At 47.8% G+C, this 16,610-nt stretch carries 15 protein-coding genes; all 15 read right to left on the bottom strand.

Annotated elements, in window-relative coordinates:
* Nucleotides 1-23: 23 nt before the first annotated feature.
* Nucleotides 24-911 (bottom strand): Hsp33 family molecular chaperone HslO, encoded by an 888-nt coding sequence (gene hslO, locus J7E78_RS21650; RefSeq protein WP_397330606.1) that lies wholly within the window; start codon nt 909-911, stop codon nt 24-26.
* A gap of 102 nt (nt 912-1,013) precedes the next feature.
* Nucleotides 1,014-1,784: a type III pantothenate kinase gene (locus J7E78_RS21645; RefSeq protein WP_215078150.1), complete on the bottom strand. Its 771-nt coding sequence runs from the start codon at nt 1,782-1,784 to the stop codon at nt 1,014-1,016.
* A 6-nt stretch (nt 1,785-1,790) separates the two neighbouring features.
* A complete protein-coding gene (gene nadC, locus J7E78_RS21640) occupies nt 1,791-2,657 on the bottom strand; it encodes a carboxylating nicotinate-nucleotide diphosphorylase (RefSeq protein ID WP_215078149.1) in 867 nt (288 codons plus the stop codon).
* Nucleotides 2,654-4,285, bottom strand: a complete 1,632-nt coding sequence (gene nadB, locus J7E78_RS21635) for an L-aspartate oxidase (protein WP_215078148.1) — start codon at nt 4,283-4,285, stop codon at nt 2,654-2,656. Before nadB ends, nadC begins: the two co-directional genes overlap by 4 nt.
* Nucleotides 4,286-4,320: 35 nt before the next feature.
* The gene (gene nadA / locus J7E78_RS21630; protein WP_017691350.1) at nt 4,321-5,259 is read right to left on the bottom strand and encodes a quinolinate synthase NadA; all 939 of its coding nucleotides are present in this window, start codon (nt 5,257-5,259) and stop codon (nt 4,321-4,323) included.
* A 298-nt stretch (nt 5,260-5,557) separates the two neighbouring features.
* Entirely contained in the window at nt 5,558-7,603 is a 2,046-nt protein-coding gene (gene ftsH / locus J7E78_RS21625) for an ATP-dependent zinc metalloprotease FtsH (RefSeq protein WP_215078147.1), read from the bottom strand.
* Nucleotides 7,604-7,703: 100 nt separating this feature from the next.
* On the bottom strand, nt 7,704-8,243 hold the full coding sequence (gene hpt / locus J7E78_RS21620) for a hypoxanthine phosphoribosyltransferase (RefSeq protein ID WP_017691352.1): 540 nt from the start codon (nt 8,241-8,243) through the stop codon (nt 7,704-7,706).
* Between the two features lie 52 nt (nt 8,244-8,295).
* Nucleotides 8,296-9,735 carry a tRNA lysidine(34) synthetase TilS gene (gene tilS / locus J7E78_RS21615; protein ID WP_215078146.1) on the bottom strand — a complete coding sequence of 480 codons (1,440 nt, stop codon included), beginning with the start codon at nt 9,733-9,735 and terminating at the stop codon, nt 8,296-8,298.
* Nucleotides 9,736-9,779: 44 nt separating this feature from the next.
* The gene (locus tag J7E78_RS21610; RefSeq protein ID WP_215078145.1) at nt 9,780-10,727 is read right to left on the bottom strand and encodes a serine/threonine protein kinase; all 948 of its coding nucleotides are present in this window, start codon (nt 10,725-10,727) and stop codon (nt 9,780-9,782) included.
* The gene (locus J7E78_RS21605) at nt 10,711-11,463 is read right to left on the bottom strand and encodes a VWA domain-containing protein (RefSeq protein ID WP_215078144.1); all 753 of its coding nucleotides are present in this window, start codon (nt 11,461-11,463) and stop codon (nt 10,711-10,713) included. The genes J7E78_RS21610 and J7E78_RS21605 overlap by 17 nt, the downstream gene beginning before the upstream one ends.
* 85 nt (nt 11,464-11,548) lie before the next feature.
* A complete protein-coding gene (spoIIE, locus tag J7E78_RS21600) occupies nt 11,549-14,056 on the bottom strand; it encodes a stage II sporulation protein E (RefSeq protein ID WP_215078143.1) in 2,508 nt (835 codons plus the stop codon).
* Between the two features lie 473 nt (nt 14,057-14,529).
* Nucleotides 14,530-15,060, bottom strand: a complete 531-nt coding sequence (locus J7E78_RS21595) for a S1 domain-containing RNA-binding protein (RefSeq protein ID WP_215078142.1) — start codon at nt 15,058-15,060, stop codon at nt 14,530-14,532.
* Between the two features lie 198 nt (nt 15,061-15,258).
* Nucleotides 15,259-15,594, bottom strand: a complete 336-nt coding sequence (locus tag J7E78_RS21590; RefSeq protein ID WP_215078141.1) for an FtsB family cell division protein — start codon at nt 15,592-15,594, stop codon at nt 15,259-15,261.
* Nucleotides 15,595-15,605: 11 nt separating this feature from the next.
* Complete coding sequence (yabQ, locus tag J7E78_RS21585) at nt 15,606-16,175, bottom strand: spore cortex biosynthesis protein YabQ (RefSeq protein WP_215078140.1); 570 nt, start codon at nt 16,173-16,175, stop codon at nt 15,606-15,608.
* Nucleotides 16,172-16,456: a sporulation protein YabP gene (gene yabP / locus J7E78_RS21580; protein WP_036606119.1), complete on the bottom strand. Its 285-nt coding sequence runs from the start codon at nt 16,454-16,456 to the stop codon at nt 16,172-16,174. Before yabP ends, yabQ begins: the two co-directional genes overlap by 4 nt.
* Nucleotides 16,457-16,610: the final 154 nt, after the last annotated feature.

Genomic DNA, 16,610 nt, shown 5'->3' with positions numbered 1-16,610 from the left:
TCCGCATCCCGTCCCCGCATAGATCAGTTCTTGGCTTGCTCTAGGATGGTCTCAAGTTGTTCTTTGTTAAAGTCATAGGCTTCATTACAGAATTGGCAAACTACTTCAGCTTGGCCCTCTTCTTCAATTAATTGCTCCATTTCCGTTTGGCCCAGGCTGATTAGTGTCTTCTCTACCCGCTCACGTGAACACTCGCAGTTAAATTGAATATCCAATCCTTCCATCACTTGTACATCTGGCAACAATCGGCGAAGCAACTCTTCCAATTCAAGCCCCTGCTCCAGCAACGTTGTCACTGGCGGCAACGTACTAATGGCGTTTTCGATCGCCGTGATCTCTGGATCTGTCAATCCCGGCAACAGCTGCATAATGAATCCGCCTGCGACAATAACGGAATTATCCGTATCAACGAGCACACCAACGCCTACAGCAGAAGGTGTTTGCTCCGATTGAGCAAAGTAGTACGTGAAGTCTTCGCCCAGTTCTCCTGAAATAATAGGCACACTGCCACGATATGGTTCTTTCAGTCCCAAATCCTTCGTTATGTTGATGAAACCTTCGGTTCCAACTGCGCCTGCAACGTCCAGTTTTCCCATACTATTGCTTGGCAAATGTACATGCGGATTAGAAACATATCCCCGTACTTCGCCTTTGGCATTGGCATCAGCTACAATCTGTCCAATGGGCCCATCACCGTTGACTTGTACCGTTAACTTCTCTTCACCTTTGAGCATTGCACCCATAATGGCTGCTGTTGTAACCGTACGCCCCATGGCAGCTGTAGCCGTGGGAAACGTATCATGTCTTCTGCGTAGTTCCTCAACCAGTTCCGTAGTCTGGATAGCAAAGGCTCTTACCTTTCCATTCATTGCTGTACCACGAATTAACCGGTCATGCTTGTTGTTTTCCAAGTCATTCAGCCTCCTTTGGCGTATCGCCATAATAGTTGTAACACAGAAAAACGGCACAACACTTAAGCTGTAATCTCAGCCCGCTGTATGCCGTCTCTATGCTCACCTTTCCCGGTTCCGCTCATATATAATACGCAGCCCTTCAAGCGTAAGCAGAGGATCAACTTCCTCTATACTACGGGTCTCTTCTGCGATAAGTGTAGCGAGACCACCCGTCGCGATAACTCGGGGCTTTGCTCCCATCTCCTCGCGAATACGTTCTACAATACCATCTACCTGGCCTGCATAGCCAAATATAATACCTGCTTGCATGGCATGAATAGTATTACGGCCAATGACCTTTTTGGGTTTCTCCAGCTCTATACGAGGCAACTTGGATGCCCGCTCATAGAGCGCTTCAGTGGCAATCTGAATGCCAGGTACAATAGCTCCCCCCAGATAGTGACCTTTCTCGTCAATACAGTCAAAGGTCGTTGCAGTACCAAAATCGACCACGACGAGAGGGCCGCCATACTTCTCAACGGCCGCCACTGCATTAACAATACGATCTGCACCCACTTCACGAGGGTTCTCGTATCGCAGGTTCAAGCCAGTTTTGATACCAGGTCCAACGAGCAAAGCTTTTTTGCCCACATACTTCTCACACATCGCTTCGATTACATTCACCAGTGGCGGAACCACAGATGAGATGATGACACCTTCGATGTCACTTGCCCTGATGCCGGACATATGAAATAAATTATAAATCAATACGCCGTATTCATCCACTGTTGACTGACGTGATGTACTCAGACGAAAGTGGTGCAGCAAATCACGGCCTTGATATACGCCGAGCACCATATTGCTGTTCCCCACGTCTACAACTAGAATCAAAGAGGTTCACCCCTCTTTCTTTTCATTTAAATCCAGACTAATATCCAGGCTCTCAAAGGAATAGGTTAACCTGCCAACCGAAATTACATCCACACCACTCTCTGCAATACCACGAATGGTCTGAAGAGACACGTTACCGGATGCTTCAACCTTCACATGAGGAGCCTGTTCACGAATAAGTTCAACTGCTTCACGCATCCGCTCTGGATGCATGTTATCCAGCATAATGATATCTGCTCCGGCTTGCAAGGCTTCTCTCACCTGCTCCAGATCTTCAGTCTCCACTTCAATCGTCATCGTATGTGGGATAAGGGTTCGCGCACGCTGTACCGCCTCGGTGATTCCGCCTGCACCCTTGATGTGGTTATCCTTAATCATAACGGCATCGTACAGTCCAAATCGATGATTGGCTCCGCCACCCACGCGCACTGCGTATTTCTCAAGTAATCGGTGGCCCGGCGTTGTCTTACGTGTATCCACGAGCCTGGTCTCAAGACCATCCAGAACATCCACGTAGGCACGCGTACGCGTAGCTATTCCGGACATACGTTGCAGCAAGTTAAGTGCCAGTCGTTCCCCCGTAAGCAGTGAATGTGTACTTCCTTCTACCTCGGCCAAAATCGTGCCATGGGTAACCTGGTCTCCGTCTGTTACTTTCGGTGTAAATACAAGATCAGGATCAACGACTTGAAATACAAGTTCAGCTACGGTCATGCCTGCAATAATACCATTGTCTTTGGCGTGTATAATGGCCTTGGATTGGTTGCCTGCTGGGATCGTCACACTTGTTGTAACGTCACCTGCACCAACATCTTCACGAAGCCAGTTTTTGATTGATTCGATAAGCCCTTCATTATATCGGTTCAGTATCATGACATCAATTCCTCCACAATCGCTTGTTCTCGCTGCTGCAGACTATGCTTCTGCCACACGATATCATCACGTGCCGGGAAATCCTCACGATAGTGAGCCCCCCGACTCTCCTCGCGGTGTAATGCTCCGCTGGTAACTAACCAGGCACAGGTCAGAAGGTTGGCGTACTCCAGCTCTTCCTTATGCGTGAGTGTCTGATCAAAAAATTGCAATTCCTGTTGCAGCTTGTCCATGGCCTTCTGCAGGTCCTCACCATTCCGGCGCAAGCCTACCTGACGAACCATCATTTTCTGTAACCGTAAGCGTCTTTCGGATACCAGCTTTTGCTCTTCCATGATCTTGTTATTCATGACCACAGATGAAGGCGCAGCCCCTTTTGCTTGTAATAAACCAAGCGGAGGAAGAGATTGAATACGATCAACAATTCTCCGGCCAAATACAATCGCTTCAGACAAAGAGTTACTTGCCAGACGGTTTGCTCCATGCACTCCTGTAGAAGACACCTCGCCACAAGCAAATAATCGGGAGATGCTGCTCTCTCCACTAAGATCCGTTTTCACTCCACCCATCATGTAATGGGCAGCAGGTGCAACGGGAATCCAGTCCGTTGTCATGTCCAATCCATAACGCATACAAGTCTCATATATGGTAGGGAACCGATGCTTGATCATCTCTGGCTGTTCATGCGTAATGTCCAAGTACACAAAGGTACTGTTGGTGGACTCCATCTCACTAACAATCGCTCGTGCCACGATATCGCGTGGGGCCAGTTCAAGCTGGGCATGATAACGATCCATGAAGCGCTCACCCTTCACATTGCGCAAATATGCTCCTTCGCCGCGTACGGCTTCTGACACAAGGAAACGCGGGGCCCCCGGGTAACAAAGAGAGGTGGGGTGGAATTGGATAAATTCCATGTCACGAACAATAGCCCCAGCCCGATAGGCCATGGCTATACCATCGGCAGTAGCTACATCCGGATTCGTCGTGTATCGGTACAGTTGTCCTGCCCCACCAGAGCAAAGAACGGTTGCCTGTGCCTTCACGAACACTTGCGATCCGTCATCCTTCTGAACCAGCGCGCCAAAGCATTCCCCTCGACCTTGATCTGTAATCAGGTCAACAACAAAATGCTCATCCCATACTTCAATCCCGGGATGTTCATTCACTTGGACCGCAAGCGCACGTACAATCTCATATCCCGTTGCATCACCGTTGGCATGCAAAATACGGCGGTGGCTATGCGCACCTTCCTGCGTCAACGCCAACTCGCCGTTCTCCAGATCAAATAAAGTACCCAAACGAATCAGTTCCTTCACTCCGTCCGGGCCCTCATTCACCAATACCTCTACTGCTTCGGAGCGGCATAAGCCCGCTCCTGCTACAAGTGTGTCCTGCAAGTGGTAAGCAGGTGAATCATCCTCAGCAATAACTGCAGCGATGCCTCCCTGCGCATATCTGGTGTTACTTTCAAGTAAAGACTTCTTCGTGATCATTAATACACGTTGTTGTTCACTTGCCTTAATGGCAGTAAACAAACCAGCAATCCCTGAGCCTATAACCAGTACATCCGTCTCTACCATGGGTAGCGAAGACAGATCAAAATCAACTAAATATTGCGGTATCATGTTATTCACCTGTCTTGGAGCAAGAGTAGCGCATCCTACTTTACCAATAACATGCGCTCTAGTGATTCTCTGGCTTTGTCGGCAACGGCCGGTGGCACGTAGATTTGCGGCTTCATCGTTTCCAGGCATTTCACCAGTTTCTTCAAGTTGTTCACCTTCATGTTGGGACATACGAGGAACTTGGTAGCAAAATGGAACTGTTTATCCGGGCTATCCAAACGAAGCTGATATCCGGTACCATCTTCCGTACCAACAATAAATTCCTTCGCTGATGAATTTTTGCAATACTCCAGAATAGCTGTTGTGCTGCCTACAAAATCACCCATTTCTACAACCTCAGGGCGACACTCTGGATGGACAACAAACTCTGCATTGGGATGCTTGGCTCTCATCTCCACCACATCTTTGACTGTAAGCATATCGTGAGTGTTGCAGTAACCTTCCCAGATAATCATTTTCTTGTCTGTATGCTGCTGCACATAATGTCCCAGGTTTTTATCCGGTACCCAGATAATTTCGTCGGAATCCACCGATTGAATAACCCGGACTGCGTTCGCCGATGTACAACAGATGTCAGTCTCTGCTTTGATCTCAGCCGAGGAATTGATATACGTAACTACCTTGGCATTAGGATGTTGTGCTTTCAATTTGCGTAGTCCGTCCACATTCACCATATCTGCCATTGGGCAGCCCGCACGTTCGTCCGGGATAATAACTGTTTTATTTGGCGCAAGAATTTTAGCGCTTTCACCCATAAAATGAACACCACAGAAAACGATCACATCCGCATCTGTTTGTGCTGCCTTCTGGGCTAACAGAAACGAATCTCCACGGAAGTCAGCAACCTCCTGTACTTCGTCACGTTGATAATAATGGGCAAGAATAATGGCATTACGTTCCTTCTTCAACTCCATAAGCCGCTCACGCAGCTCGCGGTTCATCTCAGCCTTGCGCTCTAAAGCCAGAGCTTCCACCTGTGATCCTCTCCTTTATCGGGACAGCGTCATGCGCTGTTTCGTGGGCTAACCTAAGTCGTTATCTTCGCTTGAGAAACGAATCACAAGCGGTTTAACAACTAATTTACACAACGTTCACGACTCTGTCAATAAATGAAAAAGGCCCGGAACAGCGCTATAACCACCTGTTTGCTAACTGGTTCGCCATCTAACTCCCGTTTATCTTTATCTATCCTCTTTTAAAATAATGGACAAAAAAAGAGAGCCCGAGGGCTCTCTTGATTTCACCTGCTACCATAGCCAGATGTATTATGCATTAAGACGTTGGCTTAGTTCCGCCATCATCCGGGTTATTGTTATTACCCTTTTCCAGATTCGGAGCTTCGTTTGGAATGTCTCCGGCTGGTGGCTCAGGCGTTTCATCTTTACCTTGAATACGAACGCGCACATCACCGATGGTGTCGATGATTGGCTCTCCGCCTTCAGTTGGTGTGCCTTCACCATCATTGTCATTCTCTGCTTTTGGAGTCAAAGATCCTGTTTCGATCAATTGCTTGATCTGATCCATTTCCAAAGTCTCAACCTCAAGCAAAGTTTGAGCGATCAGGTGCATCTCTTTTGAATGTTTAACAAGCAAGTCCTTACACTTCTCATAACAGTCATTGATAAAGCGTTGCATTTCCTGATCAATCTCATAAGCAATGGAATCCGAATAATTCTGTTCATGACCGATATCCCGACCAAGGAATACCTGTCCTTGTGAACTTCCGAATTGCATAGGTCCCAATTTCTCACTCATACCGTATTCCATAACCATGCTGCGAACAATACCTGTCGCTTGCTGGAAGTCGCTGTATGCACCAGTACCAATTTCTCCGATGAACAATTCTTCAGCTACACGACCCCCGAGAAGGCCGGTTACTTTATCCAACAGTTCCTGCTTGGTAACCAGCATACGGTCTTCTTTTGGTAACATGATTACATATCCACCCGCACGTCCGCGCGGAATGATGGTCACTTTATGTACCATATCGGCATGTTCCAGGAAGTATCCTACAATGGTATGACCTGCTTCATGATAAGCAACAATGCGTTTCTCTCGATCACTGATGACACGGCTTTTCTTCTCCGTACCAACAATAACACGGTCAATCGCTTCATCGACTTCTTTCATGGAAATATCTTTACGGTTACGACGTGCTGCAATCAGCGCCGCTTCGTTCAAGAGATTTTCCAAATCTGCACCGGAGAAGCCTGTTGTACGTTTCGCGATAATATCCATCTTCACATCGTTGGTCAGTGGTTTATTACGGGAATGTACTTTCAGGACAGCTTCACGACCTCTTACATCAGGGCGGTCAACCGTAATTTGACGGTCAAAACGTCCAGGACGCAGCAAGGCAGGGTCCAAAATATCTGCACGGTTCGTTGCAGCTATGATGATAATACCTTCGTTAACTCCGAATCCGTCCATCTCAACGAGCAACTGATTGAGTGTCTGTTCACGTTCATCGTGACCACCACCGAGACCAGCACCACGCTGACGTCCTACAGCATCAATCTCATCGATAAAGATGATACATGGGGCATTTTTCTTCGCATTTTCGAACAAGTCACGTACACGTGATGCACCGACACCGACGAACATTTCCACGAAGTCGGAACCTGAAATAGTGAAGAATGGTACACCCGCTTCACCGGCTACGGCACGAGCGAGCAACGTTTTACCAGTACCTGGAGGCCCTACGAGCAATACGCCCTTAGGAATCCGTGCACCTACTGCTGCAAATTTCCGAGGATCCTTGAGGAAATCTACAACCTCAACAAGTTCCTGTTTCTCTTCGTCAGCACCCGCAACATCTTCAAATGTAACCCGCTTCTTCTCTTCGTTATAGAGACGAGCACGGCTTTTACCAAAGTTCATTACTTTACCGCCGCCACCTTGAGCCTGATTAAACAGGAAGAAGAACAGCAGGAACATAATGATCAATGGAATAAAGGAAGTCAGCAACGTCAACCAGATGCTGTCACCTTTCATTGGCTCCTGATGATATTGGAATTTGTTAGTTTCACTTGCAGCTACAAGCTCACTAATTGCCTCATCCGTAGGAGGAATATACGTTGAGAAATTTTCTGATTTGGCGCCATCAGGTGCCTTCTTGTATTGACCGGTCACGAGATACGTTTGACCGTTGAATTGAACCGTCAATTCAGAGACATTGTTGGCTTTGATCGCTGCACGCAACTGATCATATCTAGGATTATCGGTGGCTTCGCCGCCATTGCTGACGAACTGGACTATCCCCACCACAACTAAAAAAAGAATCAAATAAAAACCAGAATTCCGGATGAACCGATTCATCCCCTACCTCCTCTCGAGACACTTTAATTATTTTAACATAGCCCGACATGGCTTCTCAACAGAAGCCAAGAACAGCTCAAGGCTTGGGTCGGGCAGAATATTAGCTACTATAGACTTCCGGCTTCAAAATCCCGATATAGGGCAGGTTCCGGTACTTCTCCGCAAAATCCAAACCGTAACCAACGATGAACGCGTCAGGAATGTCAAAGCCTGTGTAATGAGCTTCCAACTCAACTTTACGGCCTGAAGGCTTGTCGAACAGCGTAACCACACGCACAGACTCAGCACCGCGGTTTTCTAGCAGTTCAATCAGATAGCTGAGTGTAAGTCCGCTGTCGATAATATCTTCGACAATCAGAACTTCCCGTCCTTCAACGGATACATCCAGATCCTTTATGATTTTGACAACGCCTGATGACTTGGTGGAAGCGCCGTAACTGGATACCGCCATAAAATCCATTTCAACAGGTACCGTTATGTTTTTAACCAAATCAGCCATAAATATAAACGCACCCTTGAGCACACAAATGACCAAAGGATTGCGATTTGCATATTCGGCACTTAGTGTTGCGCCTAATTCCTTGACTTTACTCTGAATTTCTTCTTCACTGATCAATACTTCCTGAATGTCGTTCTGCAACTGTGCGAACCTCCTAAGTTATACTATGAAAGCCTTACCTGAACCATAACCACTACCCCTGAATCGCTGAATCGCCTACAGTCATGTACAGGATTGCGGAAGTGCCCTCCCTGACAGGAGCCACATTGGACCGTCGAACACCCGGTAACCAGATGATATGACCTGCTCCATCACATACCACAGGAATACGTGGACGGACAGATGGGGGGATTTTCTCATCGATGAAAATATTTTTCACCTTTTTGCTTCCGTTTAATCCCATTACTTTCATGGTATCTCCAGGTAACCGTGAACGCACAACCAGCGGCATAAGCAGTTGATCCGCATCAAACGCGGCTTGATCCGCTGATTCCGGTACATGATAGTCCTCGGGACTCACCGTCATCAACCGAATATACCGGTTAATTGGGGTGAGTGAAAGCTCATAAGTTCCACTCCATTGCGCAAGACGATACTCGTAAGATTGATCCTGTTCGTCCGTCCGTATGCCAAAAGAAATCAGATTATACTCCCGAGTGCAGGCGAGTGTCTGTCCTATATCCAGGCTCCAGGTCGTCACATGGGTCTCCATGACCTTGCGTCGAATGGTTTCTATACGGGTAAAGTCGACAAAATCACTGTCCAAAGGCAGATAATTCAATATTAGTTTAATCAACCTTCGTTGTAAAGCGACATGTAACTTCAAGAAGGAAGGCACCTCAAAGGTTTGCCTTCCGCCGTTCACCTGCACTAGACACCTGTATGTGTCATATGCACTCTGCTCCATGAAATCGTCTTCATCACCCACAATTTCGGCAAGCCGATTCAATGACGGCGTGAGTTGTCCATTATACTGCCCCAAAAAAGGAAGCACATCCAAGCGAATGGCATTACGCCGATATTTACGCAGGGCGTTGCTCTCATCATTGAAATACATAAAACCCTGGGTATTACAAGCTTCTACAAGGTCTGTCTTGTTTATACGAAGGCATGGACGAATAAGTTCCACATTTTTTTCTCGTCTTTTAAACTTCATTCCTGAGAGTCCCGACAAGCCGGTTCCACGAAGCAAATGAAGCATGACCGTCTCCGCCTGATCATCCGCATGATGTGCCAAAGCGATGCTTGCCGCATTATATTTGGAAGCCACTTCGTGCAAAAAGGCATATCGCTTGTTGCGGGCTGCTTCCTGTGGCCCTTGACCCGTCATCTCCATATATGAAGGTACATCGGCCTTGGTCCATTCAAATGGTATACCAAGCTGCTGTGCCAGTTCCATCATTTTCTCCGCTTCGTCATCAGATTCGGTCCGGAAACCATGATGTACATGGGCACAGATTAATTCAAGCGGGACATGCCGCATGCTGATCTCGTGCATGATATGCAAAAAAGCTACCGAGTCCGGCCCGCCCGATACTGCGACGACAATCCGATCCCCGGAAACCCATAACTGATGCTCTTCCGCTGCATCCAGCACGTTCTTCACCAGCATGTTCCAGCGTAAAGCCTCCATACCTGTTCCTCATTCCTTGCGTTATGTATATGCACTCTCACAGATCAGAAAAGTAGTGCATAGATGAGCACTCCAATAAGTAATATCACAGATACAGCAAATGCGTTTTTAAGCCAACGCGGTGTTGTACTTTTGGAACGACGGCGAAGAGGCGTGGGGCGTGCCATCAATTCCTTCCACCCTTGTGCCGCATGACCTGCATCACGAAACTGACCTCGTAATGCCTGAGTCGTCCAATTGCGAAACGGACCCAGTCGTTCACTGCGCTCCACCAGCGCTACAAGCTGATTCACACTTCGCAGTTGCGGTAATCCTTCGGCTGCCAGTGCCTTAAGCGCGTCTGCTTCAAGTACATGAATCAACAATAATGCAAATGCAAATACATCATAGGTACCATCTGCGGTACGGCTGCCTGCATTCCAGAAGCCCCGATCATACCATTCGGTGAATTGTTTGACACTTCGACCAATAGACGTAACTCCGCCGTAGTCGATCAACTCCACCTGCCCATAGTCGGATACCAACACATTCTGAGGTTTAAGATCACCAAACACCCATCCCGCCTGATGCAATTGTGCCAGCTTCTGCAAGAGTCTAAGCCCCACCAGAAGTGTCCAGTCTGTCCCCTGACGCCGAATGAAGTGATGAAGTGCCTCACCTCGAACGTAACGCATCACATAAAAGGGAATATCCCGGCCACGAACGGCATAATCATCCACATCTTTAAGATAGGAAGGAATGCCGCTCTGCCGAAGGGCCTCATGATTACGCTGTAGTTGAAAAGATTTGAGCACATTGACTTCCGATTGCAGATCAACCGGATCAAATCCCATTTTTAGCGCGTAGTGTTTGCCATTTTCACCCCGTTGGACAAGAAAAACGATGCCATTAGCTCCTTTGCCCAGTAGCTTCCGAATCGTGTAACGACTGCGATTCCATTTCCCTGTAACCACTGTTCCTGGCGGGAAAGAGGCGTCAGACAACGTTGTCACCGAGCATCCCTTCTCTTTCAATGCGATAGTTCCCTTCTATTTCCTGCTGTTTCTCCAGTGTACCATAACGGTAAAAATCAATCACCTTCTGAATTGCAGGACCTGTCGGCGTTGCACCCTTCATCTGCAACCTTCCAAACAAGGAGCGAACACGGCCTGGATCCGTTGTCCAGTCAATATCCATTACTGCATCTTCTCCACTGTGTCGTCCCGGAAAATGAAATACCGAAAGTTTGCTCTGACCTATACGCGCCTGCAAACTCAGCATTAAATCGCGAATCCCTTCTTCTACAGCAGCCAGTTTGGGCTTCATGCTGGCACTGACGTCGATTAGCAATATAACCTGTAACGCTGTAGTTTCAACCATATCATCCATCACTTCCACAACCCGGGCGCGTTGTGAAGGCTCCAGATCGGTTACCGTTTTGGGCTCCTGCTCTCCCAAAATTTGTGTTAACTCTCTATTAACCGCCTGCTGAATGGTCTGAACCACCGTTTTCCTTGTCATCATCTGCATGGTATGGGCAAGCTGCCGTGTACCTACAATTTGGCTGATTCCACCTCCGGCTCTGGCAATATCCTCAATCTCCCGACTTCCCAATTCACCAATGGTTCCATAATCAATCACGCCAACCACATTAACCGTAATCCCCTCTTCCTGTGCTTCGGCCGCAGCCAGCACCGGACTTGGTCCTACATTGGAACAACCGTCGGTGATCAACAAGATTTGCTTCATCCGATATCCCTCCGTTATTCGTTACTCTCCAACTCTATGACTAGCATTGCCAGAATGAAGAGACTTCAAACAGAAGAATATGCAATTAACTGACGGTCCGTGGACGCTCCATCCGGTTGATGCCAGGCACACGCAGTGTGGCCCATTCAGGGCGGAAATGCTCTACTTTTCCAACAACGACGGTCATATCATCCAAAATCTCATGCTGCTGATATCTTATGACACTTTCAAGCAGGCAATCGGCCAAATCTTGCGGATCATCTGTATCAATCTCTTGAATGAGCCGTTTCATCCATAACTCTTTGTTCACCGCATACCCCGGTGCATCATAGATGCCATCCGTCATCATAATGAGGATATCACCTGGTTGTAGCTGTACCGTCACCAGATCCACTTCAATATCTTTAATAATACCGATCGGTAAATTACTGGCCGAAACCTGAATAACCTCCTGTCCTCGTTTGATAAAACTTGGCGTCGATCCGATTTTCATAAACGTTGTCTCTGCCGTATATTCATCAATCAGCGCCATATCTACTGTGGCATACATCTCTTCAGGGGAGCGCAGCATCAGAACGGAGTTCACGGATTTGATCGCCAGTTTCTCGTCCATGCCGGATTGTAGCAACTGTTCCAATATGTTGAGAGCCGCGCTGCTCTCCATGCGTGCCCGTTCTCCATTGCCCATTCCATCACTGAGCGCCACCGCGAATGTACCGTTACCTAACTCAACCGTACTGAAGCTGTCGCCTGACATCACATCTCCCCCTTTGGCGGCGGCAGCAACACCCGTGGTTACCTCGAAGGTTTTGGCTGAACCAAACGTCACGGTCGCCAGTCCCTGACGAGGGTCGGTCATGGTCTCATGCAAGACGGCAATATGCTCGTCCAGTACATCCGAGATCAGCGGAGCAATCATTTTCCTGCATTCATCGAATCCACGTGTATATGCGTGTACAATCTCAATCTCTACATTGCCCGCATCCAGATTGATGATCTCAATGGAGTGAATGGACAAGCCCAGTGACTCCAATGCGTCCCGAATCTGCTCTTCCTGTTGCACCATCTCCTCACTTTCCCGCTGAATTTCTTTGGCCAGGTCCTCCATGACCTGAGATACACCGGACAATTGCTCTGCAACCAGCTGCCGGCTATCGATAATTTGACGCTTCCATTGCATGTTATGTTGATGCAGTCCATACTGGGCACGCATGACTTCAAGGACCTCTTCCGGTTTCGCACACACCCTGTTCCAGTCCACTGGAATCTGCTTGCCTGAGATCTCCGGGTTTCCTTCAATGGCGCTCATCACGTCGGTCATATATTTGTAGGTTTGAATAAACTTTGCATCCCAGCATTGCGTACGCTTGAAGCAGCTTGCACACGTGCCCTCGGCAACCGCATTCATGAAATGATCCATCCCACCTTCTTTCTGTACAGGTTCGCCCGCACCGGACATCTGATCGAAGCTGCGTGACAATTGACGAAATACCTGCGAGAACCGGGTTACCCGTTCTGCCGTGATATCCCTTATCCGTTTGGCATACTCATGCTGGGATTTCGTATGATCCTGCGTACCCGGCACATATTTGGATATCGCCGTCATCAGGCTCTTAGGTGTCAACATGAATAGTACGATAGCTGCACATGTCTCCCATAATGAGTTCATCACATCACCCGGTCCACCCAGATATATGGATAGAATGGACGAACCCAGCAGCATACCTAGTGCAACGCCTGCGCGTTTGCCCTCTCGAAGCATACCCGCCAGCATCCCGGCAAAAGCAAGCAGGCTCATCTGATACACCGCTGACATGTCAGCCAGACTCAGAATGAGGCCAGTAATGACCCCGACTGAGGCTCCGAGGGGGGCTCCGCCCACCAGCGCAAAGATTAATATGAGATAACGGGAGAGCATATGCTCGACGGATAAGGACTGAATGGTCCACCCTACGGCTCCCGTCATAACGGAAGCGAGCAATATGATCAGGCAGAGGATCTCCTCGTTCTTTAGGCTGAACTTTTTTTTGCGGTAGGTGAAGATCGGTATGGCTTGTATAAAAACAAGGGTGAGCACAAAGCTTAGTACGGAATCCATCGTGAGCATCAGCATCGCGTACCAGCTGAAGGATGGCCCAATCACAACCGCGAATAATTTGACCATAAATGTAGTGGTAAACACCATCGTAGGTGCATAAGATAATTCAGCACGATCATATGACTCTAGACCCCGGAAGAGCAGATAAAAGATGGCGATCTCCGATGCAACAATGAGTGGTACCGGAAACGGTGCAAAGAGACTACCTGCGAGTAGAGCGGCGCCTACCGGAATGATGTAATCCCTGCGCATGAAAGCAATTACGGCGAAGTAAGCAATGGCAAAAGGAGATAACTCATTCAGGATCATCGCCTTTCCGAGCAAAAATCCCATAAACGTGAGCAGCAGTACCCATTTGCGGGAAGCAACCATCTGGACAACCTTGCGGGAGCCAAGCCATTGTTTCAGACGTACCGACAGCTCCTCCCGAGCTTCCGTACCTCCTTTACCAGCTTTCATTCCCGGAAATTGAATGACATTCCACTTTTCCATCATCCTCAAGGCACCCCATTCGATTAATTTGAATTTTCGTGTTTCGTTCTCGATGGTTCTGATTATAGATAGATTAGAAGACGTAGTTTGTCAGAATAGGTGGGCAGGGTCCAAAAAGTTTACGACAAAAGAAACGAGCCTGGCGCGGTGGAGCGAAACCCCCGGCCTTATTGTGGTTTCATTCATTCTCCTACTTGATTCCGACAATCGGAATGTCTGATTTTGAACCGGAGATGGTTTGGTCTCGCCATCATTTGAGCAGGATAGCTGTGGAATGCCACGGAAACCTGTCGGTAAAAAATGGTAGACGACAAATGTTCTTATGGTTCCATTTTGCCATGCAGAAAAACTGGTGATGTGGAGCCTCACCTTACAAAAAAAGCTATTCAACTAATTATCTGTTAATGAAACGCAAAAAAACCGTTAGCCTATGGGCTAACGGTTTTACTTATATGTTTAGATCAGGTTGTGACAGATTACACACGCTTGGCCCCACGGCCTCCGCGTTTGCCTTCTGTGTTCTTCTTAAGCGATGAGATCCGCTCTTCACTATCTTTCAGGAAGCGTGACATTTTATCCTCAAATGAAGGTTTGCCTGCTGCGGGCTTGAAAGAACGGCCTCCGCGATCACCACGGTTAAATCCACCGCCGCCACCACTACGACCTTGGCCACCACTTGGGCCTCCGCCGCTGAATCGTTCGCGATCTCCTCCACTGCGTTCCGGTCTAGGAGCTCTCGGGGGTCTAGATTGGGTTTGTTGCTCAACCGGTTTGTCAACAGCTTGCTTAATGGAAAGTCCGATCTTACCATCCTTGTCAACGTTGATAACCTTCACTGTAACGAGGTCATTCAGCTTCAGGTGGTCGTTGACATCTTTGACGTAATTGTCGGCGATTTCCGAGATGTGAACGAGACCCGTGACACCTCCTGACAGATCCACAAATGCTCCAAAATGCGTGATTCCTGTCACCTTGCCCTCTAACTTGGTGCCCACTTCAATTGCCATAGAATAAAATGATCCTCCCTTAAAAATATACAACCCGATTTTTTGAATGCCAAAATCAATGTTGCGCTAATGTAATTATACCTTATGCCGTAAACCAAGGTCAACTGAACACTACCCCATCAGAGAGCCTATTTTTTCCGGTTTAACGGCTTCAGACACACGGATAACAAACCTAGCTCGGTAATAGACCGAATTCCATCAGTTCCCTGACTCTTCAACCTGAATCGGCGTTTCCTCAGGAAGATAATATCCTTTTTTCCGTGCCAGCTGTCCTATGTATTCAGGGTCATTCAACCGGCTGACTTCGTACTTCAACTGTTCCAGCTTCTTCAACGTATCTTCCTTTGAAGCTTGCTGAGTGGCCAGATGAGAACTCTTGTCCGAAATTTGTGCAGTCTGCACAAGGAATGTATATCCTGCCCAGATTACAAATACAATCATAAACGTCATCCAAAGCATAAGGCGCCTTTTTGCACCAGCAGATTTTCCTTGGTTAGTTGGAGCCTTTGATCTTCCCACAGGTGTTCTACCCATTACGGACCTCCTTAAAACCAGCGTTTCCACATCGCTGCAATTCTTGTACCCACACGGATCATGAAGCGTGGCGTTACCCAATATTTCAGGAGCGGCCTAAACATCCAGCGGAACAACTTGCCGAAAGGTACCAAACATTGCAGCACCAGCCTGCCCAGAAATAATAGTATCGCAATTACAAAACCGAATAATACGCGAATTAACTTATAAATTCCTTTAGCCGGCATAACGATCAGGATGTGAAGGATATGTCCACACCAATGAATCAGCGTCCTTGCGAGTTTAATTAACATTACCACAAAACGCTGGGTTGTAACACTTAAAAGCCAAAAATAGAAGCAAACCCCTATAATCAGCCCCAAAAAGACATAAAACCGCAACTGTCCGTGGTTTCCGGCGTATAGCATCCGAAAAACGAACAGCGCGGAAGCAACCCAGTACAACAGATCGAGCGTGTGTATACTCCATCTCGGAAACCGCAGCTGTCCGGACAGTACCCGGTAACTGTCGTAGGCCATTCCCATCACGACCCCCGAGGTAAGCATCCACATCAATGTGATCCATTGAGTATCCGGACTCATCGGAACATCTTGCCAAACAGGCCTTTACCATTTTTGGACTGGGAACCGGGGTCCAGATATTGGAGCGAACTGACTGTGCCTTCAATGGATAACAGACCTTCCTCCAGGCTCAGGTTTTTGATATGTAAATTGTGCCCCCGGATGGTCAGATGCCCAAGTTCAGTCTGCAGCAAAAATTCCTCACTGTCGAAGCTCTCCACGTTGGAGACACCCGTCAGATCCAGCAGTTTCCGATTCTGCATGCTCAGATGATGCTGTTTGGCCTTACCGTGCTCAACCATGGCATGTACCCCTCCTTCTTACACCTAGCTTATGGGGGTGAAGGTTGGAATAGAACCAGCGTTGTTGAACTAATAACCTGGCATCTAGTAAAAACAAAAACGCCCTCCCTGTTACAGGAGGACGTTTCGATTCAACTTGCATTGAATGAATATT

The sequence above is a fragment of the Paenibacillus polymyxa genome (assembly GCF_018614975.1).
GTDB lineage: Bacteria > Bacillota > Bacilli > Paenibacillales > Paenibacillaceae > Paenibacillus > Paenibacillus polymyxa_E.
This window is presented reverse-complemented; position numbering and strand designations above follow the sequence as displayed.

Bases quoted from the DNA above. Each gene is read 5' to 3' on its own strand.
- ftsH (WP_215078147.1), bottom strand. From the start codon at position 7,603: ATGAATCGGTTCATCCGGAATTCTGGTTTTTATTTGATTCTTTTTTTA.
- nadB (WP_215078148.1), bottom strand. From the start codon at position 4,285: ATGATACCGCAATATTTAGTTGATTTTGATCTGTCTTCGCTACCCATG.
- tilS (WP_215078146.1), bottom strand. From the start codon at position 9,735: ATGGAGGCTTTACGCTGGAACATGCTGGTGAAGAACGTGCTGGATGCA.
- J7E78_RS21605 (WP_215078144.1), bottom strand. From the start codon at position 11,463: ATGAAGCAAATCTTGTTGATCACCGACGGTTGTTCCAATGTAGGACCA.
- J7E78_RS21590 (WP_215078141.1), bottom strand. From the start codon at position 15,594: ATGGGTAGAACACCTGTGGGAAGATCAAAGGCTCCAACTAACCAAGGA.
- yabP (WP_036606119.1), bottom strand. From the start codon at position 16,456: ATGGTTGAGCACGGTAAGGCCAAACAGCATCATCTGAGCATGCAGAAT.
- spoIIE (WP_215078143.1), bottom strand. From the start codon at position 14,056: ATGATGGAAAAGTGGAATGTCATTCAATTTCCGGGAATGAAAGCTGGT.
- nadC (WP_215078149.1), bottom strand. From the start codon at position 2,657: ATGATACTGAACCGATATAATGAAGGGCTTATCGAATCAATCAAAAAC.
- J7E78_RS21595 (WP_215078142.1), bottom strand. From the start codon at position 15,060: ATGGCAATTGAAGTGGGCACCAAGTTAGAGGGCAAGGTGACAGGAATC.
- yabQ (WP_215078140.1), bottom strand. From the start codon at position 16,175: ATGAGTCCGGATACTCAATGGATCACATTGATGTGGATGCTTACCTCG.